The sequence below is a fragment of the Microcella indica genome (assembly GCF_013414345.1).
GTDB lineage: Bacteria > Actinomycetota > Actinomycetes > Actinomycetales > Microbacteriaceae > Microcella > Microcella indica.
In genome coordinates this window covers 1,016,043-1,036,414 of the sequence record NZ_CP058670.1, presented here as the reverse complement: position 1 = coordinate 1,036,414, position 20,372 = coordinate 1,016,043, and the positions used below count along the sequence as shown (strand labels likewise).

Annotated in this window: 18 protein-coding genes; 6 read left to right on the top strand and 12 right to left on the bottom strand. The window is 66.3% G+C overall.

Annotated features, from left to right (window positions below):
• Positions 1–24 precede the first annotated feature (24 nt).
• Both istB and istA read right to left on the bottom strand, forming a co-directional pair.
• Entirely contained in the window at positions 25–825 is an 801-nt protein-coding gene (gene istB / locus HUJ41_RS05070) for an IS21-like element helper ATPase IstB (protein WP_152584343.1), read from the bottom strand.
• A complete protein-coding gene (gene istA / locus HUJ41_RS05065) occupies positions 825–2,033 on the bottom strand; it encodes an IS21 family transposase (RefSeq protein ID WP_179873612.1) in 1,209 nt (402 codons plus the stop codon). The genes istB and istA overlap by 1 nt, the downstream gene beginning before the upstream one ends.
• Positions 2,034–2,097: 64 nt before the next feature.
• Between istA and HUJ41_RS05060 the strand changes: the two genes are divergently transcribed.
• Positions 2,098–3,048, top strand: coding sequence for an IS481 family transposase (locus tag HUJ41_RS05060; protein WP_179873881.1), 951 nt, complete (start codon positions 2,098–2,100; stop codon positions 3,046–3,048).
• A gap of 23 nt (positions 3,049–3,071) precedes the next feature.
• Complete coding sequence (locus HUJ41_RS05055; RefSeq protein ID WP_152583100.1) at positions 3,072–3,473, top strand: DUF1622 domain-containing protein; 402 nt, start codon at positions 3,072–3,074, stop codon at positions 3,471–3,473.
• On the opposite strand, the gene HUJ41_RS05050 is transcribed toward HUJ41_RS05055, so the two are convergent.
• From HUJ41_RS05050 to HUJ41_RS05015, 8 genes are all read right to left on the bottom strand, one after another.
• Positions 3,463–3,804: a type II toxin-antitoxin system PemK/MazF family toxin gene (locus tag HUJ41_RS05050; protein WP_246299325.1), complete on the bottom strand. Its 342-nt coding sequence runs from the start codon at positions 3,802–3,804 to the stop codon at positions 3,463–3,465. The two genes, HUJ41_RS05055 and HUJ41_RS05050, sit on opposite strands and share 11 nt — an antisense overlap.
• A complete protein-coding gene (locus tag HUJ41_RS05045) occupies positions 3,801–4,076 on the bottom strand; it encodes a hypothetical protein (RefSeq protein ID WP_179873611.1) in 276 nt (91 codons plus the stop codon). The genes HUJ41_RS05050 and HUJ41_RS05045 overlap by 4 nt, the downstream gene beginning before the upstream one ends.
• 33 nt (positions 4,077–4,109) lie before the next feature.
• Complete coding sequence (locus HUJ41_RS05040; RefSeq protein ID WP_179873610.1) at positions 4,110–4,538, bottom strand: hypothetical protein; 429 nt, start codon at positions 4,536–4,538, stop codon at positions 4,110–4,112.
• A gap of 107 nt (positions 4,539–4,645) precedes the next feature.
• Complete coding sequence (locus HUJ41_RS05035) at positions 4,646–5,959, bottom strand: plasmid pRiA4b ORF-3 family protein (RefSeq protein ID WP_179873609.1); 1,314 nt, start codon at positions 5,957–5,959, stop codon at positions 4,646–4,648.
• Between the two features lie 37 nt (positions 5,960–5,996).
• Positions 5,997–6,260, bottom strand: coding sequence for a ribbon-helix-helix protein, CopG family (locus HUJ41_RS05030; protein WP_152583105.1), 264 nt, complete (start codon positions 6,258–6,260; stop codon positions 5,997–5,999).
• Positions 6,261–6,346: 86 nt separating this feature from the next.
• A complete protein-coding gene (locus HUJ41_RS05025; protein WP_152583106.1) occupies positions 6,347–6,646 on the bottom strand; it encodes an addiction module antidote protein in 300 nt (99 codons plus the stop codon).
• On the bottom strand, positions 6,636–6,938 hold the full coding sequence (locus tag HUJ41_RS05020; protein WP_224744606.1) for a type II toxin-antitoxin system RelE/ParE family toxin: 303 nt from the start codon (positions 6,936–6,938) through the stop codon (positions 6,636–6,638). Before HUJ41_RS05020 ends, HUJ41_RS05025 begins: the two co-directional genes overlap by 11 nt.
• Positions 6,939–7,122: 184 nt before the next feature.
• The gene (locus tag HUJ41_RS05015) at positions 7,123–10,746 is read right to left on the bottom strand and encodes a TM0106 family RecB-like putative nuclease (RefSeq protein WP_348531842.1); all 3,624 of its coding nucleotides are present in this window, start codon (positions 10,744–10,746) and stop codon (positions 7,123–7,125) included.
• Between the two features lie 141 nt (positions 10,747–10,887).
• On the opposite strand from HUJ41_RS05015, the gene HUJ41_RS05010 reads away from it, so the two are divergent.
• The 4 genes from HUJ41_RS05010 to HUJ41_RS04995 all read left to right on the top strand — a co-directional run bounded on the left by HUJ41_RS05010 (position 10,888) and on the right by HUJ41_RS04995 (position 14,712).
• Positions 10,888–11,667 (top strand): M48 family metalloprotease, encoded by a 780-nt coding sequence (locus HUJ41_RS05010; protein ID WP_179873608.1) that lies wholly within the window; start codon positions 10,888–10,890, stop codon positions 11,665–11,667.
• Positions 11,668–11,753: 86 nt separating this feature from the next.
• A complete protein-coding gene (locus HUJ41_RS05005) occupies positions 11,754–13,079 on the top strand; it encodes an ISL3-like element ISPfr2 family transposase (protein ID WP_179873607.1) in 1,326 nt (441 codons plus the stop codon).
• Positions 13,076–13,246 carry a hypothetical protein gene (locus tag HUJ41_RS05000; RefSeq protein ID WP_179873606.1) on the top strand — a complete coding sequence of 57 codons (171 nt, stop codon included), beginning with the start codon at positions 13,076–13,078 and terminating at the stop codon, positions 13,244–13,246. The genes HUJ41_RS05005 and HUJ41_RS05000 overlap by 4 nt, the downstream gene beginning before the upstream one ends.
• Positions 13,247–13,410: 164 nt before the next feature.
• Entirely contained in the window at positions 13,411–14,712 is a 1,302-nt protein-coding gene (locus HUJ41_RS04995) for an ISL3 family transposase (protein WP_179872018.1), read from the top strand.
• 240 nt (positions 14,713–14,952) lie between these two features.
• Here HUJ41_RS04995 and HUJ41_RS04990 read toward each other — a convergent pair whose 3' ends face one another.
• Together HUJ41_RS04990 and HUJ41_RS04985 are read right to left on the bottom strand one after the other, a co-directional pair.
• Positions 14,953–17,748, bottom strand: a complete 2,796-nt coding sequence (locus HUJ41_RS04990; protein ID WP_179873878.1) for an ATP-dependent helicase — start codon at positions 17,746–17,748, stop codon at positions 14,953–14,955.
• A 2-nt stretch (positions 17,749–17,750) separates the two neighbouring features.
• Entirely contained in the window at positions 17,751–20,369 is a 2,619-nt protein-coding gene (locus HUJ41_RS04985) for a DEAD/DEAH box helicase (RefSeq protein ID WP_179873605.1), read from the bottom strand.
• Positions 20,370–20,372: the final 3 nt, after the last annotated feature.

Below are 20,372 nucleotides of genomic sequence, written 5' to 3'. Positions count from 1 at the left end.
GAAAAGTGAACGGTTGCGGGCAGTCTAGCCAGCGGTGTTGTCGGTCGTGGTGCGGCTGCTGGGGAGACTGTCGATGCCTCGGCCGCGCAGTCGGTAGCTGGCGCCCTTGAGGGTGAGCACGTCGGCGTGGTGCACGATGCGGTCGATCATCGCCGCGGCGACGGCTTGGTCGCCGAAGACGTTGCCCCAGCTGGAGAACGGCAGGTTGCTGGTCAAGATGAGCGAGGCGTGTTCGTAGCGGGAAGAGACGAGTTGGAAGAACAGGTTCGCGGCGTCTTGCTCGATGGGGAGGTAGCCGACCTCATCGACGATGATCAGCCCGTAACGCCGCAACCGCGCGAGCTCTTGCGGGAGGCGACCTTGCCGGTGGGCGTCGGTGAGGCGGGTGACCCAGTCCGTCGCTGTCGCGAAGAGCACGCGATGCCCGGCGCGGGCCGCGACGATCCCGAGCGCTGTCGCGAGGTGCGTTTTGCCGGTGCCGGGCGGGCCCAACAGCACCACGTTGCGAGCCTCGGTGAGGAAGGCCCCCGAGGCCAGTGCTGCGATCTGCTGACGTGTTGCCGGTTGAGCGTCCCAGTCGAAGTCTTCCAACGTCTTGCGGGTCGGCAAGGCTGCGGCTTTGATCCTCAGCTCTGCTCCGGAGGCGTTCCGAGCGGACACCTCGCGCTCCAGCACGGCGGCGAGGTAGTCCTCGTGCGTCCAGCTGGCATCTCGGGCTTGGTCAGCCAGGCGCGTGGCGGCCTCCACGATCCGGGGCGCTTTGAGCGCGGCGGCGAGATAGGTGATCTGCTTCACCGACTCCGAGGACGTCTTCGAGGTTGCCATCAGCTGACCTCACCGGTCAGGCCGAATGCGCGGTCGTAGTCGCCAAGGTCGCGGGCCAGATCATCAGCAACGCGAACCGGGCGTGGCTGCTGAAACTGTTGACGCAAGCGTGCCGCACGCTCAACGTGGACCGGATCGGTGATCGTCATCCCCCGCGCCCACGCTCGGGGGTGATCGGCGACCAAGCGTCCCGCGGCGCGAACCCGGACGCGGTGCAGGTCCGCGGTGACATCGACGAGTTGACCGATCACGCTCGGATCGACGGAGTAGTCGTTGGTGTCCAACCGAACGTAGTAGTCGCGTCCCAACCGGATCCTGGAGCGCCACCCCAAATGCAACGGGATTGGCGGCAGGGGCAGCATCGCGGCACGATCAGCATCGATCCTCTCGATCGGGCGCGCCTTGATCGTGCGCACCACCCGCGAGTTCGCGCGAGTGAGCCAGTCGGAGAACTGAGTGTTGAAGTCCGCCGGGGAGATGAAGGAACGGCCGGGCATGAATGAGGTCTCGAACCAGCCGTTGCGTCGCTCCACGATGCCCTTGGACTCCGGATCTCTGGGCGGCAACAACACCAACCTCGTCGCCAACGTGCCCATGAAGGAGGCAACACCATCGGCGCCAGACCGACCCCGGCCGATGCCAGGCTCGTTATCCCAGATCAGTCTGCGCGGCACGCGACCCAACTGCTGGATCAGCTCCCACGATGCCAACAAGAGATCCTCCGTCTTGCGAGTCGGGATCATCGTGGCGACGGTGAACCGGGAATGGGCGGCGGTGATCACCAGCACCGGCAGCAGCTTCAGCGTGCCGTCCTCCAACAGGATCTTCCGCGGCGGGAACCACAGATCACACTGCGCAGCATCTCCTGGCTCCCAGGTGAGCCGGTCCGCGGGATCAATCCGGCGATGATCCGGCCTCAGCCGCTTCACGTTCTGACGGAACCAGCTCATCGACCCCGTCCACTCGACCCGCTCCGCGAGCACCACAGCCGGCAACTCGGGATTGTCTTCCAACAGTTGCCGCACCCGCGCCTCGACGGGGCTGAAGGACGACGAGGCAGGTTTGCGCTGATACCTCGGCGGGGAATCTGACTGCACCGCCTTCACCACCGTGGTCCGCGATATCCCCAACCGCGCCGCGATCCGCGCCTTCGGCACGCCCTCCGCAGCCAACCTCCGAATCAATGCCCAATCTTCCAAAGTGATCACTCTCCAATCGTCGAGTGTTCACATTTCAAGCGTCGATACTGTCCAATTTTCGAGCGTTGTCGACATCACTCCTCGTGGTCGTCACCTTCTCGCTCAACGCGTGCTCGACGGACGCCCCGTGGCGCATGTCGCTAAAGAGCTGGGCGTGTCCCGGCAGTGCGCTCACCGTTGGGTTACTCGATACCGGTCCGAGGGCCTCGCAGGCCTGAACGACAGGTCTTCACGGCCGCGACGGTCGCCGACCAGAACACCGGTTTCGCAGGCGGCAGCGGTGATAGCGGTGCGCGTAGCGCAACGCGTGGGGCCGACCGATCTGGCTGTCACCTGCGGGGTGAGTGCCTCCACCGCCTCCCGCATCGTCGCCCGCGCCGGTCTGCCGAAACTGTTTGAGCTCGACCCCGTCACCGGGGTGCAGATCCGAGCATCCCGCCGCAGCTCGCACCGTTACGAACACGACAAGCCTGGGGACCTGATCCATATCGATGTGAAGAAGCTGGGCCGTATCCCCTTCGGCGGCGGGTGGCGCATCGAGGGGCCCGACACGATCGATCATCACGGTCGGCGGCAACGCCGCCTCGGGTTCGACTACGTCCACGTCGCCGTCGATGACCACTCCCGGCTGGCGTTCGCGCAGATCCTGCCCGATGAGACCGGCGCCACCTGCGCGGCGTTCCTGAAAGCCGCAGCCGAGTTCTTCGCCGCCCACGGCATCACCATCCGCCGAGTGATGACCGACAACGCGTGGAACTACCGCCGCTCCCGCGATTTCCAAGACGTTCTGACGGTGCTTGGCGCACGCCACGTGCTGACCAAACCGCACTGCCCGTGGCAGAACGGCAAGGCCGAGCGCTTCAACCGGACCATGCAAAAGAGCTGGGCATACCGGCACCCCTTCACCTCGAACCAGGCCCGCCACGACGCCCTGGAGCCCTGGCTGGAGCACTACAACTACACTCGAGCCCACACCGCCTGCGGAGGCAAACCCCCGATCACCCGAGTGTCACCAACGTCATGACCGAGTACACCTAGGCTGTCGGCATGCTGATCGATGAACAGTTTCGCGAATGGGCATCTTTGGCCGCAAACGTGCTCGAGGGGGTCGGCATCGTCGCCGTCCTCGTGGGCGTACTGGTCTCGGCGGCCCTCGCGGTGCCCAACCTGGTGCGACGGTCAGGTGACGTCTTCGAGTCGCTGCGCCGACACCTGGGCCGGTCGATCCTGCTGGGCCTCGAGTTCCTCGTCGCGGGCGACATCGTGCGCACGGTCGCGGTCGAGCCGACCCTCGAGAACGTGGGAGTGCTCGCCATCATCGTGCTCGTGCGCACCGGCTTGAGCTTCGTGCTCGAGCTGGAGATCACGGGCCGCTGGCCGTGGCAGGCGAAGCCCGGTCATGATGCGGTTCGGGATGCTCAGCGCGAGCCGAGCCGCCCTACAGACTGAGCACGCGCCGCAGCCCCGAGTCGATCTCCCGCATGAGGGGCGTCGGCAGCCGGCCGATCGGCTCGCCGATGTGGTCTCGGTCGAGCGTCAGCACCTCAGTGGCGATCACGACGGAGTCTTTCGGCAACCCGCTCGCGCTCGTAGGGACGAAAACGTTCCCGGGGATGCCCGCACGCGCTGTGCTGCTCGAGATCGCCGCGACGACGACCGTGCCGAGTCGGGAGCGCGTGTAGTCGTCGCTCTGGACGATGACGACGGGGCGGTGCTTTGCCGGGCCCCGATCGACGATGGGCCCGAGATCGACCCAGCACACGTCGCCGCGTGCGATCACCAGTCGTCATCCTCAGTGAGGAGCTCCAGCCGACGCAGCGACTGTTGCGAGAGGTCGGCGCGCTCGTGCTCCTCCGCAGCCTGCGCGTGGGAGTCGCCGCGCACGGTCTGCAGTGCCGCGTCGATCTCGCTCGTGAGAGCCTCACGCTCGACGCTGTCGAGGTAGTGCTTCGCCGCGGTCGCGTAGAACTGCGAGCGGCTCATGCCGAGATCGGGCCGCGCACGTTCCACCTTCTCGAACAGCGGGTCGGGAACCGAGATCGCGGTCTTCATGCCGAAAGTATAACCGGGTATAACTTTCACGGATCAGGCTTCGACGAGGGTCGACTCGGGCGGCGCGTGCTCGCGTACGCCGCGCGTGTGACTGATGAGGACGGACCGCAGGTGCACGCCCGCCCGGTCGCAGGCGTCGGCGACGACGCGCATCCAGTCGCGGTCGAGGCGACCGGGGTCGGGCGACCCGCGCCGCTCGAGCGCGAGAATAAGCTCGGTGTGCGCGGTGTGGCGGGCGATCTCATCGATCGCCGTGAACAGCATGTCGGCCGCGTCGGCGGGCGGGCGCCGCGGCAGGTCGTTGCACGGCATGCTGAGCCCGTCGCCGCCGAACGCGCTGGGCGGGAAGAACAACCACAGCTGCCAGCGGATGGCGGGGCCGAGCACGGAGGCGATGCGCGCTTCGAGTCGCTCAAGGTCGTCGGCGGCCACGGGGCGGTAGGTGCGGAAGGCGCCGGTCATGCCGTGAAGGATGCCGCGCGAGTCGACTCCGCATGTCGATCGTGCCAACATCCGTGCGGTGGCAACCCGCCCGACCTGCTGGGGAGGAGCAACCCGAGGAGGCGGCTCTAGGCGGGCAGCATTCTGCCAAGCATCTGCCAGCCCAGCGCACGACCAGTAGAGGTCAGCTCGCCACTCCACTCCCAGCGCTTGCGGCCTTCTGCGAACGCGCCGAGGTCGTGCAGCGCCGGGAGCACCTCGTAGAGCATGTACCGCACCGAGTCTGTCGACACGGTGCCTTCCAGCTGATCGCCGGGGACTCCCCTACCCGGATCGCGCCAGCCGAGAGCGGTGAGGTCGAGCGCGAGTTGCGCCGCGAGCTGCCGCTCGTCGAGCGTTCGGCCCGTGACCAGGTGCAGGGCTAGCAGCAGCATGAGGTCGCGGCTGACGTCGCTCGTCTGCCGGGAAACGAGGTTCTCGGCGACGTGCCGCCACAGCCCGCCCGGGTCGCCGACAAGGCGCCGCGCGACCGCCGTCAACGCGATGCGGCCCTTCGCAACGCGCAGCAGCCCGAGCCAGCGCATCCGGGCACGCAGGTCGGAGATGTCGGGAGTGAGATCTTCCCGGTTCATCTTCCCGACATCGCGGTGCTCCCCGCCGAGCTCGCGCATGGCCTCGCGCACGAGGGCGGGCGGCAACCAGCCTGCAGCGGTGAGGGCTGTGCCCTCGGGGCCGATACGGCGGAGCATCCAGCGGACGGGCGCGATGCTCGCCTCGATTGCGGCGTCGGTGGCAATCGGTGGATGTTCGGCCGCCGCCGCAGCGCGCTCGAGCCACTTCTGTCCCACTTCGGAGTTCACGCGCGTCAGCAGTGGCCGCAGCGCGGGCAGCTCGGTCGTGACGTCGAGCAGTCGGCGCACCGACGCGGTCGCCGTTGCCGGGTCGAACTGCGCCGGGTCGACGGGCATGCGAGAACGTTGCGGGATGGCGACGGCCTCGTTCCAGGCGTGGATACCTCCGACGTCGTCGAGCGGGCCGCGCCTTGCGCCGTCGACCGCGGGCATGGGCCGGGCATCGTTGCTGCGTTTGATGTCGTCGCTCTCGTCGTCGAGCCGTTCGATCGCGACGTGCCAGCTGTCGCCGAAGTCGTACTCGTAGTGGAGCGTGCCGTCGGCGAGGGCGAGCGCGTCGCCGATCGTCTCGTCGGTGTCGGGCAGTCCGTCCATCTCGTCGAGCAGGTTGGCGGGCAGCCACGCGAGGTCGACGCCGTCGTGGGCGCGAGAGCAGGGGTCGAGGGTGCGCCACTGGTGCAGGTGCACGTTCTGCCAGTCGAAGAGCCGCTGCAGCACGAGGTGCATGACGTCGAGGGGTGTGCTCGGATCGATGTCGAGCGTGCGCCAGATTAAGGGCGCGGAGTCTGCGAGGCGGAGTCGTACGCGCATGGCTCCACGGTAGCGAGAGACGCAGCGAGCCTGGATCTCACGTGACTGCGTTGTGCAATGCCTCTCGAATCACGTCAGAGCGCGTCTTTCCATCACGCGCGGCACGCGCATCGATGTCGGCGAGTTCCTCCTCGGTGAGGCGCAGTGCGACTACTTGCGAGGCAACCGCCCCGCGACCGGGTCGACCGCGGCCACGTTTCTTGAGAGCGTCCACACCGTAGCCGGACTCAGCCTCGGCGGCCCATGCAACGATCTGCTCGTCGGCGACCGGTTCGCCAACGACCGTCTCGCCTCTCTCCATGCGCATTATCGTATGACGAAATTACCCGCGCCGCGACGGCGATAGTTGACTGTCTGAAGCCATGGCACAGGCTGTGTGCATGCGTCCTACGGTGCGCTGGCGTGGAACTCGATGGAGAGCCCGAGAGCCCTAGCTACCTTGACGATCGTCGCAAAGCTGGGATTGCCCTCGGCGGAGAGCGCCTTGTACAGACCTTCGCGGCTTATCCCTGTTCGACGTGACAACTCGCTGAGGTTGCCGGAACGCGCGATGGCGCCAAGAGCCGTAGCGATCACAGCCGGGTCGTCTCCGGCTTCTTCGATCGCGGCTTCCAGGTACGCCGCCGCCGTTTCCACGTCCGGTAGGTAGTCGGCCGCATCAAAGCGACTCACCGTCTCAGCTTTCATGGTGCCGCCCTCTCCACTCGCTCGCCAACTCGTACGCCCGCTCGATGTCACGCGACTGCGTCGACTTGTCACCGCCGCACAACAGAAGCACGAGAGCCTTTCCGCGTCGCAGGTAGTAGACCCGGTACCCGGGCCCGCAGTCGATGCGCAGTTCCCATAGTCCTGAACCTATCGATCGAGCGTCGCCTGCGTTCCCCTGTGCGAGTCGATCGATGCGCACCAGGATGCGTGCGACGGCGCGCATGTCCTTGACATTCGACAACCACCGGTCGAAGATGGCCGTCTTTCTCACCTCTATCTGTCGCCAACCATAGTTCACAGAAGTGGCCGAATCAATCGCGGGTGGATGAAGTGGAGATCATTCGAGGAAGAGTGCCTTACTAAGTCACTTCGTGCGCATGCTCGAGGGGCGACCGTGGACTCGCTACGTCGACAGCTTCACGGGGAGGAGAGGTTGGTGGCACTCCCGGTGCCGGTCAATCGGGCCGTTCCTCGGTGAGGCGGATGAAGGCGCTGAGCTCGGCGACTCCCCCTGGTGTGGCGGGCAGCGAGTCGAGCAGCCCGGGTGAGTACACGAGGTAGGCCGCCCACTGGGCCCGCGAGATAGCGACGTTGAGGCGGTTGCGGTTGAGGAGGAACTCCATGCCGCGGGGTGCGTCACGTGAGTTCGAGGCGGCGAGCGAGACGATCGCGATGACGGCTTCCTGCCCCTGGAACTTGTCGACGGTGCCGACGCGCGTGTCGTGCAGCCCGGCGGCGTCGAGCCGTTCGCGGATGGTCTGCTGCTGCGCGTTGTAGGGGGTGACGACGATGATGTCGCGGCTCTCGAGGGGCCGTGTGGGTGCACCCACTTGCTCGCCGTCGAACCACGCTGCGCCGAGGTGCTGCTGCACGAGGCGCACGACCTCGTCGGCTTCGTCGACCGACTCGGTGGCGTTGCCGTGGTGCTCGACGGGCACGGGGTGCAGCCCGGGCGCGACGCCCTCGAGCCGTCGCTCTGAGGTGCTCTCGTGCGCGAACAACTGGCCTTCGTAGCTGAGCAGCGACACGGGTTCGACGAGGGCGGGATGCAGTCGGCGGGTCTCGGCAAGAAAGTAGCCGAACTCCTCGGGCAGCACGTCGTGCCCCTCGCTGAGGTAGCCGAGGGCGCTGCCGTCGATCGGTTCAGGGTGCGTGCCCTGGCTGACCTGGGGCAGCTGCTGGGGGTCGCCGAGCAGCAGCAGATTCTTCGCACTCATGCTCGCGGCGATGGTGGCGGCGAGGGAGAACTGGCCAGCTTCGTCGATCACGAGCAGGTCGAGGCTGCGGCGGCCGGCGCGCTTGGGGTTGGCGAAGTCCCACGCGGTGCCGCCGATCACGTAGCCCCCGTGTCCGTCAACAGCGCGGTCGGCGGTGAAGGAGGCGAGCTGGTCGGCCTTGCCGAGTACCGTCCAGCGCGCGGTCGCGTAGTCGGCGGGGTCGCCGCCACCCTTGGGCGCCTTGCCGACGCGTCGCCCGTCGAGCCCGGCCTGCACGACGCCGGTGAGCACGTGCTCGACGGTCGTGTGGCTCTGCGCGACGACGCCGACCTTCCAGCCGTGCTCTCGCACGAGGGTGGCAATGACGTGGGAGCCGAGGTAGGTCTTGCCGGTGCCGGGCGGGCCTTGCACGGCGAGGTAGGAGCGGTCGAGGTCGAGCAGGTGCGCGACGACGGTCGCGATCATGTAGTGACCCTCGGCTGGTCGGGCCGCCATGCCCGGCCACCGGCAGTCGAAGACGGTGCCTTCGGGCGCGTCCTGGATGCGCGGCCGTACGCGGCGGAGGAGATCGGTCGCAGCATCGCGCGGCCACTCTTCCGGGAGCGTCGTCGAGGCCGCATCGAGAAGCGCGGCTCCCCACTCCTCGATGGCGGGCTTCTGCTGCCCGGCGGGCGGGGGCGGCCCGGGCGTGAGGGCGACGGGCAGGTCGTCGTACTCGTCGACTCCGTCGGAGAGTGTCTCGGTGACGACGACGTGGTCGTCGGCGACTGCCGCGATCGAGACGCTGCGGGTGGAGCGCGCGAGCCGGTCGCGGTTGCTCGACGGCATCGGCGCGGGCTGGTCGTACACGGCGAACGGGCCGCTCATGCCGCCGACGGTCGGGCGGGAGCCGGGGGCCCACGTTCCGTAGAGCGTGAGCGTGCGGCGCAGCGACCGCTGCTTGCCGGTCTTGCTCCACGGGGTGGACTCGTGCGGAGCATCCGGCGCCACGGTGAAGACGTCGCGCACGTCGGCCCAGTCGTCGAGGGGTGCTACGAGGCGGTCGAAGTGCTCCCACCAGTAGGTCTTGTGCTCGCGGCGGTGGTAGTCGATGGCGGCCGCCGCGTAGGCGAGGGCGCGCTGCTCGGGGCTACGGTCGGGCTCGGTCGCGGGGGTGCCGTCGGCGTTGGCGGCGAGCTCGAGCAGGGCGCTGCGCAAAGGCGAGTCGTCGATGTCGGGCCCGTCGTCGACGGCGTCGTCATCGAGCAGGGCGGGTGCCGGCGCGGGATGCTCGGCCGCGAGCTCGCGCAGCCACGAGGCGAGCCGCAGCGTGCTGACGCAGTCGACGCGGTTGTAGTCGCCGATGTCGTCGAGTATCTGCTGCGCGGCGGCGGTGTCGCCCGCGGCCCGCAGCTCGCGCGAGCGCACGTACTCGGCGACGGAGTCGTCGCCCCGCGCGACGGCTGCACCTTCGCGTGCTTCGGGCCAGTAGATGGGTTCGAGGTACTTGATGGAGTAGCTGGGGCTGCCCACACGCAGGGCTTTGCGCACGACCGGGTACAGGTCGACGAGCAGGCCGCTGCGCAGCCACTCGTCGACGACCTCTTCCCCCACCCCGTGCCGGGCGCTGAGCGACCGCAGGTGCGTGCGCTCGTAGGCGGCGTAGTGGTAGACATGCAGGTCGGGGTGGAGGGCGCGGAGGGCTTGCACGTCGGCGAGGAAGTCGAGCAGGACATCCCGTTCGTCGGCGAAGCTGTGCGCCCAATACGCGGTGAACTGACTCTCGGTGTCGACCATGCCGAAGAGGTAGTCGAGGCCCCAGCGGGCGGGGTCGTGCTCGGCGTAGAGCGGGTCGCCTTCGAAGTCGAAGTAGAGGTCGCCGGCGCTGGGCGCGGGCAGGGCGTGCAGCACGGCGGGGTCGCGCACGCGCACGGGCGGGGCGGTGCCGGGCTCGGCTCCGGCGGCGTGGCGCTGCAGTTCGGCTTGCAGACGCAGGGTGTCGAGCGTGCTCGCGGCGATGCCCTCTACTGGGCCACGGCTCTCGGCGAGCTGCGCGAGGGTCTCGATGCCGGCGGTGCCGAGCTTGGTCCACTGGGCTCCGTTGAGCCCGGCGACCTGGCTGACGTCGTCGTAGGCGGCGATCTCGTGCTCGCACCAGGCGCAGCTGCGGCAGTAGGTGACGCTGGGGTCGCGCCACGCGATGGGCGCGTCGGCGGCGTGGCGGTCGCGCAGCAGCTGGTGCAGGCGGGCGCGTCGGGCGCGCAGTACTGGAGCGATGTCGTCGAGGCGGTGGATGCTCCGCTCACGGTTGCCGAGGATCAGCTCCACCTCCCGGTCGACGGGGATGCCGAGCCGCTCGAGCTGCTCGGCGTAGGCGGCGAGCTGCAGCAGTGCGGTCACTTTGGCGCGGCGTGCGAGTTTGCTGTCTTGCACGCGGTAGGCGCCGTCGGGCATCCGCACGAGGAAGTCGGCGTACCCGACGAAGGCGATCGGCAGGTCGCCCGACTCCCCCGTGTTGTGATCGCGGTCGACGAAGGTGGCCTGCACGATGACGGGAACGCCGCGCCGCAGCGCGTCGAGGGTCTGTTCGGCGTAGGGCTCGATGGCGTCGAGCTCGGCGCTGTCGGCGCGGTCGATCTCGAGCACGTCGTCGGGGTGGTCGGCGCGAGCGCGGTAGTCGGCGATGATCGCGGCTTCGTGTGCGTCGCCCATAGTGGAGGTGCGCTCGAGCATCGCGTCGTGCGGCTGCTCGACGGCGGGCAGTCGCCCGAGCCGCGCGTCCAGGTCGCGCGCGACGGCAAACTCGCACTCGGCGGCGCGACTGAGGTCGCTCGCCGAAGTGACGAGCAGTCGCTCGCCGTGCTCGTTCATGGTCAGGTACACGGGTTCTCCTCGGGAAGGGCTGTGCCCAGGCTACGGCTGTCCCCAGACATTGGCTGCTGGAGGCGAGCACCAGACGGGAGTTCGGTGATCCGTGCGGGGTTCGACACGGCCCCCACCTCACTAGCGAAGTAGATTCATCCCATGTACCGGCAGATCGCGCGCAACAAGCGGTGGAGCATCCTGCTCATCGCGCTCTACTGCGTCGCCGTGGTCGGGCTCGGGCTGTTCAGCGCGTGGGTGGTCGGCGAGGTGTGGCCGTTCTGGCTGCTGCTGATCTTCTGTCCCCTCTACGCGTGGTGGGCGCTCAGCACCGCGACGACGTCGGCCGCGAGCACCGCCGGGTGGGCGGCCGCGGACGCCGAGCAACAACCCCGGCCGCACCGGGTGGTGGAGACGACAGCGATTCGAGCGGGCATCCCGATGCCGCGCGTCGGAGTGATCGACGACCCCGCCCCCAACGCCTTCGCCGCGTCGCTCAGCCCGAAGAACGCGGTCATCGGCGTCACGACCGGAGCCCTCGACCTGCTCGACGACAGCGAGCTCGAGGCGGTGGTGGCACACGAGGTGGCGCACATCGTCAACCACGACGGACGCGTCACCCTCACGACCTTCGCCCTCGTCGGCTCAATCGCCTCGCTCGCCGGCGTGTTGCTCATGCTCGGCTGGGCAATGGTGCAGTCGGTGATCAGCGAGTTCAAGTTCGGCCTGGGTCTCATTCTCGGGATGCTCGGCCTCGTGATGATCGTCATCGGCACCGCCTTCGCGGTCGTGGCCTTCGTGCTCGGCCCCCTCATCAGCTCGGCGGTGTCGCGTCGCCGCGAGTTTCTCGCCGACGCGAGCGGCGTCGAGCTCACGCGCTTTCCGGAGGGGCTCGTGCGGGCGCTTACGACGATTCAGGGGTCTTCTCAGATGACGGTGTAGGTCGGCCGGGCGCGTCGGTCCGCAGATAGACGTCGAGGTCTCCCGACGATGGAGGTTCCTACGCCATCCATCGGAAAGACCTCGACGTGCCCGACGCTACCCCGCCGCCCGGCTTCGGCCGCCCTGACCTGACCGCCTTCGCTCGACTCGACGGCCTCGGTCTGAGCGTGATCGGGCAACGACTTGAACCGGATCGTGCGGTCCTCGCGTGCCGCGTGGTGGAACCAGATCAGTGGTGCCGGCGGTGCGGCAGCGAAGGCGCCGCTCGTGACACCGTGATCCGGCGGTTGGCCCACGAGCCGCTGGGCTGGCGACCGACCGTGCTGGAAGTTGTAGTGCGCCGCTACCGCTGTGCAGACTGCGGACACGTGTGGCGCCAAGACACCAGCGCCGCGGCGGAGCCACGCGCGAAGCTCTCGCGCACCGGGCTGCGGTGGGCGCTGGAAGGGATCGTGGTCGCACACCTCACCGTCGCCCGTGTCGCCGAGGGACTCGGGGTCGCGTGGGACACCGCCAACAACGCGGTCCTGGCCGAAGGCAAGCGGCTGCTGATCAACGACCCCACGCGGTTCGCGGGCGTGAAGGTGATTGGCGTCGATGAGCACGTCTGGCGCCACACCAGGCGTGGCGACAAGTACGTCACCGTGATCATCGACCTCACCCCGGTCCGCGATGGCGCCGGCCCAGCAAGGCTGCTGGACATGGTCGAGGGCCGGTCGAAGGCGGCGTTCAAGACCTGGCTCGCCGACCGCGACGACGCCTTCCGTGACGCGGTCGAGGTGGTCGCGATGGACGGCTTCACCGGGTTCAAGACCGCCGCTGCGGAGGAGATCCCGGACGCGGTCACGGTGATGGATCCCTTCCACGTCGTGCGCCTGGCCGGTGACGCCCTCGACAGGTGCCGGCGCCGGGTCCAACTCGCGATCCACGGGCACCGTGGGTTCAGGGACGATCCGCTCTACAAGTCGCGGCGCACGCTGCACACCGGCGCGGACCTGCTCACCGACAAGCAGAGCGACAGGCTACGCGCGCTGTTCATTGATGACGCTCACGTCGAGGTCGAGGCGAGCTGGGGTGTCTACCAGCGCATGATCGCCGCCTATCGCCACGAGGACCGGCAACGTGGCCGCGAGCTCATGGAGAAGCTGATCACCGACCTCAGCGCCGGCGTCCCCAAGGTGCTCACCGAGCTCACCACCCTGGGCCGGACCCTGAAGAAGCGAGCCGCTGACGTGCTCGCCTACTTCGAACGACCCGGCACCAGCAACGGGCCGACCGAGGCGCTCAACGGACGGCTCGAACACCTGCGCGGCTCCGCACTCGGGTTCCGCAACCTGACCAACTACATCGCCCGAAGCCTGCTCGAGACCGGCGGCTTCAGACCCCAACTCCTACACCCCCGATTGGGATGAGCCCGATTCAGGCGCACCCGACGACGGCGCAGGCCGCGTCGTTCGAGGTGCGCGGGCTGTTCTTCGTCAACACGATCGGCTCGGGTGTGCTGGCGCAGTGGCTCGGCTCGCACCCGCCGGTGGCGGAGCGAGTTGAGCGGCTGCAGCAGATCGGGCGCGGGTTCTAGGCGCCGCTGGCTCACCCGGAGCACGCCCGCGGAAAAGCCCTATACCCGAATGCGGCTCTTCGCAGTTGAGGGGGTAGGTCGGTAGCGCGTCGGGGTCTGGAGACAGGGTCGAGGTCTTCCAGGATGGAAGTTCTTCAGGCTCACCATCCGAGAAAGACCTCGACGTGCTCAACGCTACCTTCGACCCCGCCGATCTGACTGTCTTCTGCCGTCTCGAGGAGCTCGGACTCGTGGTCGCCGGGCAGCGGATCGAGGCACATCGGGCGGTGTTGGAGTGCCGGATCGTGGAGCCGGACCAGTGGTGCCGGTGGTGCGGGGCGGAGGGTGTCTCGCGCGGCACCGAGGCGAGACGGCTCGCGCATGTCCCGTTCGGCGAGCGGCCGACGACGTTGCTGGTGCGGGTGCGCCGCTACCGGTGCTCGGGATGCGGCAGGTCGTGGCGGCAGGACAGCACCGCGGCGGCTGAGCCGAGGTCGAAGCTGTCCCGTGGAGCGCTCACCTGGGCGCTCACCGCGCTCGTCGTGGACCATCTCACGATCAGCCGAGTCGCAGCTCGGCTCGGGGTGTCCTGGCACACGGCCAACAGTGCTGTTTTGGAGGAAGGCCGTCGGAGGCTGATCGGCGATCCGGCCCGCTTCGATGGGGTCACCGTGATCGGTGTCGATGAACACGTCTGGCGGCACACGAGGTTCGGGGACCGCTACGTGACCGTGGTCATCGACCTGACCCCGGTGCGTGACGGGACGGGTCCGGCGCGGCTGCTGGACATGGTCGAGGGCCGATCGAAGCCGGTGTTCAAGACCTGGCTCGAGCAGCAGTCCCCGGCGTTCCGGGCCGGGATCGAGGTGGTCGCGATGGATGGGTTCACCGGCTTCAAGACCGCCGCCGCCGAAGCCCTCCCCGACGCGATCGAGGTGATGGACCCGTTCCACGTCGTCCAGCTCGCCGGCGACGCCCTCGACCGCACCCGGCAACGCGTCCAACAGCACACCCTCGGCCACCGCGGCCACGCCGGCGATCCGCTCTATGGTGTTCGCCGCGCCCTGCACACCGGGGAAGCGTTCCTCACCGACCGACAGCGCGCCCGCATCGAGGCGGTGTTCGCCATCGACGAGCATGTCGAGGTCGAGACCACCTGGGCCGTCTACCAGAGCATCGTCGCCGCCTACCGGCACCCCGACCGAGCCGCCGGGCGCCGAGCCCTGCAAGCGGTGATCGACTCGCTGCGTCACGGCGTTCCCGAAGTCCTCGTCGAGCTGGGCAAGCTCGGCCGCACCCTGCATCGCCGCGCCGGCGACGTGCTGGCCTATTTCGACCTGCCCGGCACCTCGAACGGTCCAACCGAGGCGATCAACGGCCGACTCGAACACCTCCGCGGCAGTGCGCTCGGCTTCCGCAACCTCAGCAACTACATCGCCCGCAGCCTGCTCGAAAGCGGCGGATTCAGACCCCACCTACCCGCTTGATTGCGAAGAGCCCCGAATGCGGTCGAACTCCGTCTCGCAGTGCTGCTCAAGCCATCGTCGTCCATCTTGGTCGACAACCGCGCCTTGATGTCTTTGAACCGCTGGAGGCTGCCACCGTGACGCCAGACCGGGCTGGGATAGCGCTGATCGAGAGACTCATGAAGTACCGCGAGAGCCGGGGGCCCTGCCAGCCCCAGGCAAATGATGAATCCTCCGCGCTGACCGTCCATTCCGTGAGCGTCAGAAGGACTGACCACCTGCCGTGAGCCACACCAAGTCGTCAAAGGCGGCCTCCTTCGCGTGATCGTGATCACAGGCAAAGTGATTTGCTCGGATGTCCTCGGCGACACCATCAACCTTCGCCTTGATGGCAGCTACGAGGTCAGGGCTCACGGGATCGTTGGTGGATTTGCCCTGATCATCGAGGTTCAGGATCTGAACGCGATCAGCGTCCTCTCCAGTGAGCTGTTGGTAGCCAAGCGCGTAGATCGACAGCTGGTCCCTTGTCACACTCTCTGACTGCGAATCCTTCGTGGACTTGAAATCCACGATTGCAGTCTCACCGGTCTCAAGTGACTTGATCAGGTCGATACGACCGTTGACGGTGACGCCGGGAGAAATCTCGACCTCGATGACCTTCTCAGAGTGGATTGTTCGCGTGAGATCTGCACCATGCCGGTCGAAGTAACGCTCGACGGCATCGACTGCTGCGCGTCGGAGCTCCGCTCGAAGCGTCGGGTAGGCATACGGAGTGTGCAGGTGTCGGTCAACGAGCGACTCCGCCTCTGACCGGTCAGGAACATCGCCAGCAAGCGCCCTCTTGTGCATCTCGGCAAGAGCGTCATGGAGCCCCTTGCCGTAGCCGAGTGCCTCATGAATTGGCGGATTGAAGCCGTACATGAATCGGAGCTTGAACTGGTAGGGACATTCGATCAAGTACTTCAGTTCGGAGAACGACACCCCGATGTTGGGGGTATCCCTCTTGGGCGTCGGGTCGAGTCGAACCGCGGTGGGAAGCCCCTCGTCAGTTGTGGACATCCAAGCTGAAGCGGTGCAGTGAAGGTAGAACTCAGAGGCTCGTCGATACATGGCCGAGTCGCCTGGAGAGTAGGTGCAGTAAAGGTACTTCTGGGCCCTGGTCACCGCGACGTAGAAGAGTCGCGTCTCGTCCGACCGGTTCGTCTTGTATCGAGCACCGTTCGGAACCGCTTCGATCGGAATGATGTGTGGGATCGTTTGCGTTCCGCCGGGCGCCTTCATTGGGAAGCGGTTGGCGCGAAGAAACGGCACGAAGACAGCTGGCCATTGGAGTCCCTTGGCGCGGTGAACGGTGGAGATCACTACGGCGTCGGGAGCGACATAGCCGGCGTCTTCGTCCGACTCCTCGTAGACGTTCGGGGCTTGGTAGGTCAGGAATCCCTCGAAGGACTCGTACTTGCGCGCGGGGTCTGAGGAGAAATGGATTGCCTCGAAATCGGAAATCACCTGCGAAAACTTGCCGAGCTGGTACATGACAAGCTCGGCCCGTCTCGAGTCCGCAGGAGCGATCGTTCCTTCGTGAAGGTCGAGAGCTTCCAGGAACTTCAGGAACAGCCGCTGGATGTTGTAGGCGCCCCACGCGGTGCTCCTTGTGAAGTCGGCGCCGTCATCGAGAACTTTCATGGCGCCTGGCCAGAGAGACGGGCCCGGAATGAGCGATGCCGCATCCCACAGGTCACGCAGCTCAGGCTCGCCAATCTTCCCGAGCACGTAACGGAAGATCCCCACGCAGGCTTGAATCTCGACTCCATCGAAGAGCCGCGCAAGACCTTTGATGATGAAGGGAACATTCAGTCGGCGGAACTCGTCAACTAGTGCGTCGGCGTCCTTCACCGACCGGAACAGGACCGCACAATCGGACCATGAGAGGCCACGAGGTTCGCTGGTGGGGCGATCCTGAAACGGCAGCCCCTGAAGGTCCTGGATCCGCTCGGCGATCCAGGCAGCCTCCTCGCGGGCGTCCTCGAACTGGAGGGCAAGCATGTCCCCGCGTTCCCAGGTCTGGTGAGAGGCGTAAAGCATCTTCTTCGGCAGCCGCTCGGCAGAGTCAAGCCTCTCGGCCACCGAGCGGCCGAGCTCGACAACGCCCTTCGAGGAGCGGAAGTTCTCTTCGAGTCGGATGGACCGCACGCCCGCATATCGGGAGGTGAAGTCAATGATGTTGCGCACCTCGGATCCACGCCATTGATAGATCGTCTGGTCATCATCACCAACGACACAGAGGTTCGCGCCAAAGTGAACGAGTCGTTGGACGAGTTTCTCTTGGATCGGATTTACGTCCTGGTACTCGTCAACGATCACAAACTTGACGTCGCGCTCAATGTGATCCCGCAAAGACTGCTCTGCTGTGTCAAGAATCGGGCCAGTCTGAGATCGTTCCAGAAACCGGACGGCCTCGACCATCATCGACGTGTAGTCGAAGTAGCGCTGCTCAGTCAGCAGATTCTGATACGACGCGAGCGAAGCTTTGACCGCGTCAGGTACTAGCCCGAAGGTGACGTCGTCTTCCTGAAGGATAGATAGTGCGCCCTTGTAGTAGCGGGTGTCCTTGAATCGGGACAATGTGGAGACGGTACCGCCGACGGCCTTTGTGCAGGTGGTGAGCCCAGACTTCACACTCATCCGATCGATGAGCAGCTGCTGCGTAATGTCGGTGAGCACTCCGTACTTGAATGTCTCTGGTATGTACGTCTGGAGCATGTCGAGGCAATAGCCGTGCATGGTGCCGACGTACATTTCGGCCATGCCGACTATGTCCGGAATCGCCGCGTTAACCGTGCGGTGAATGCGCTCCTTCAACTCTGCCGCGGCTTTTTCGGTGAACGTGAAGGCGATGACGTTCCTTGGCTGAACGCCCGGCTGCTGGAGGATGTTCGCGATCCGTTGGGCGAGCACCTCGGTCTTCCCAGATCCGGCGCAGGCGATGAGCTGCAGGGGGTTCGACACCTCAGATATTGCGTCCGCCTGGGCAGTCGTGAATCCAATCGAAGCTGGCATGGTCACGCGTACTTCCTCCCTTGGGCGGCGAAGATTTCGGCGGCGGAGAGCTTCGAGTGCATGACCGAGTCTCGGACTGCCTCGTCCTTCAGGTCGAGGACGCGGAGTTCGCCACCTGTCCCGTTTGCGATTGAGTCGATCCGATGAAAGTCGTTGGCGTGCGTCTGCGCGTATCCCGCGAGGCCTCTCAGCTTCACTAACGCGTCATCGAGGTGGGTGCTGTGAGGGTCAACGATGGACGGCTTGATCTGACCATTTACGTCGTTGAAGAGCATGAAGTCTGGATGCATGGCACGCCAGTTGCCGACCCCGTCGCGGTATGTGACGCCGAGGGAATCGGCGGAGGAGACAGAAGGGTTTCGGTACCAGCCGACGCAATCGAGGCGGGCAACCTCCTTCTGGATGACCGCCTTCTCCCAGTCGTTCAGCTTCGTGATCGGGTACCAGCCAGCCTCGTCCGACATCAGATGCTTGTCTATCGTATCCGCGTCACGTATCTGGTCGCCATCGAGCTCCTTGAAGTCGGCCATACGGTTTCGTGGCCGGTGGAGAGGCTGCAACTGCGGTTCGACAGCCTGTGCGCGAATTTCGTCGTACACCTCTCGTCTCTCGTCGGAGAGGCCAAGAAGTGCCACGCGATGGTCGGCGAACCACTCGTCGACGAGGTCCTTCGCTGCGACGTCCACTTTCTCGCGCACGATCGCGATAGTCGCTAGTGCCGCGGCCCTCACGTAGGCGCCGCGAAGGCCATCGTCGTCCGCGTCCGGGTCATCTTCGCCAGCGAGGTGGTCAACGTACGACTGTGCAATGTCCGCACCGAAGGCACGCTTTGCATCCTCAAATGCGACGCGGATCGCCCGCTCGTCTGCCCGAATCGTGAAGTCGGCGTAAGTGAGCTTGTCGCCGCCGAATCGTCCGGCGATCGACATTCCTCGGACGGTGCGCACTTCAACCTCGGCATTTCGCAGCTGTCCGTCGTAGCGCTCGGCGAAGCCATCAAGGGTGATATGCATCTGCTTCTCCACCGACTTGATCGCGCCGCCCTTCAGCCCATCGGCAGCGAGCGCCTGCGCGAGGCTCACCAACTGCTTGACAGGCCGTGCGCCGCGCTGCGGTACGACGTACGACGGCAGAGCGTCGAGGCGCTCCCAAACCGCGGCGGGCACGTGCGGATTCGGCGCGAGCTCGCGCCCATCGAGCAACACCTCAATCGTTGGCCCTCCGGGCATCTCGTCGATGAGGCCTGTCAGGAACTTCGCAACATTGCCCGCGGTGGTGCGGTCGAAATGCGGCAGGATGCAGTCGACGGAATTGAGTCGTTCGTCACCGGGGATGCGGCGTGCGAGCGGGGTGCGGACCATCCGGCCGAGGAGCTGCGCGATGTGTGTGTGGTCCCTCGCCGGCCGGAACGACAGCAGAACTTCGGCCCGCGGGCAGTCCCAGCCAGTCGAGATCGCGTCCTTCGCGATGAGGACACGAACCTGGGTGGCCTCCTGAACTCGCTGTGGCTCAATCCACTCAACGTCCCAGGAGCCAAACGTCATCGTCCTGTGGTCGCCGAGCACGTGGCGGACATGGATCGAGCTGATGTCACCGAGGCCAGCTGCGATCGTGTCGAGCCAGAGGCCGACCTCGTCGAGATGCTCCTCGGCAGCGTCGTTCGGGATCTGCATGACAAGGAGCGGCACGACCGCCTCGGGCGACTTTTCGCCCGGCAGCTTCGCCTGCGCCTCGAGGTACTTCCCCCAGCGGTCGGCTGAGTGCTTAAGCTTCTGGGCGGCGTGACTCGCGAGCGCGGTCGCAAGGTTGCCGGCTTCAGCTGGGATATCGAGGACGATCTTGTCCTTGATGAGGCCGGACGCTTGGACGCGGGCCGGGTCGACGGTGACGGCTGGCAGCTGTTCCCGTTCGGCGGCCAGGTCTGCCTCGCTCATTGCCTCGTCGAAGTGCTTGCTCGTTGCAGAGATGCCCCAAACGACCGGGATTGGCAGACCGGTCTCGGTGCCGTCGACGAGGCCCTTGACGATCGTCGGCTTGTCCCTGCTAGCCCTTGTGTTGAAGCCGCGGTGTGCTTCGTCGATGACCAAGTAGACAGACAGCCCGTCATCGTCGATCGTGTTCGCGAGAGTCTCCCAAATCGTCCACGCAAGGTCGTCAGGGGCGAGGAAGGACGACTGCCCGGTCGCCTCAACAGCGCGAGCTCGGGCAGCTTTCTGCGTGAGTCTCGAGTTTGCGGTGAGCTTTCCGGTGTTCAAGAAGTACACCTTGCCCGCCTCGAGCTGCGGCATGGAAAAGGGATACTCGATAGTCACGAGTCGGCTGTGGTCGAGCTTCTCGGAGGCCTGCATGAGCCGCATGCGGGTCTGATCGTTGAGGTTCGGGTCGTCCGAGAACCAGATGACTACAGCGCCCGGGTCGGGGTCGAAATCAAGCTCGTCGTTTCCATAGAAGAGCGCCTCGATCGCCGCGGCGGCCATCACGGTCTTGCCCGCGCCCGTCGTCGCGGTAAGCGTGAAAGAGGTCTCTTTGTGGTCCTCGTGGTACTTCCTCTTCGCGCGCTCAAGGTTGTCAAGCACCTGAATAACCGCGTCGCGCTGATAGTCCTTCAGCGAGAATTTCATCGG

Coding starts and splice junctions, on each gene's coding strand:
- HUJ41_RS05055 (WP_152583100.1), top strand. CDS start 3,072: ATGCTGATCGATGAACAGTTTCGCGAATGGGCATCTTTGGCCGCAAAC.
- HUJ41_RS04985 (WP_179873605.1), bottom strand. CDS start 20,369: ATGAAATTCTCGCTGAAGGACTATCAGCGCGACGCGGTTATTCAGGTG.
- HUJ41_RS05025 (WP_152583106.1), bottom strand. CDS start 6,646: ATGAAAGCTGAGACGGTGAGTCGCTTTGATGCGGCCGACTACCTACCG.
- HUJ41_RS05040 (WP_179873610.1), bottom strand. CDS start 4,538: ATGACCGGCGCCTTCCGCACCTACCGCCCCGTGGCCGCCGACGACCTT.
- HUJ41_RS05035 (WP_179873609.1), bottom strand. CDS start 5,959: ATGCGCGTACGACTCCGCCTCGCAGACTCCGCGCCCTTAATCTGGCGC.
- HUJ41_RS05045 (WP_179873611.1), bottom strand. CDS start 4,076: ATGAAGACCGCGATCTCGGTTCCCGACCCGCTGTTCGAGAAGGTGGAA.
- istB (WP_152584343.1), bottom strand. CDS start 825: ATGGCAACCTCGAAGACGTCCTCGGAGTCGGTGAAGCAGATCACCTAT.
- HUJ41_RS05000 (WP_179873606.1), top strand. CDS start 13,076: ATGAGCCCGATTCAGGCGCACCCGACGACGGCGCAGGCCGCGTCGTTC.
- HUJ41_RS04990 (WP_179873878.1), bottom strand. CDS start 17,748: ATGCCAGCTTCGATTGGATTCACGACTGCCCAGGCGGACGCAATATCT.
- HUJ41_RS05010 (WP_179873608.1), top strand. CDS start 10,888: ATGTACCGGCAGATCGCGCGCAACAAGCGGTGGAGCATCCTGCTCATC.
- HUJ41_RS05030 (WP_152583105.1), bottom strand. CDS start 6,260: ATGGAGAGAGGCGAGACGGTCGTTGGCGAACCGGTCGCCGACGAGCAG.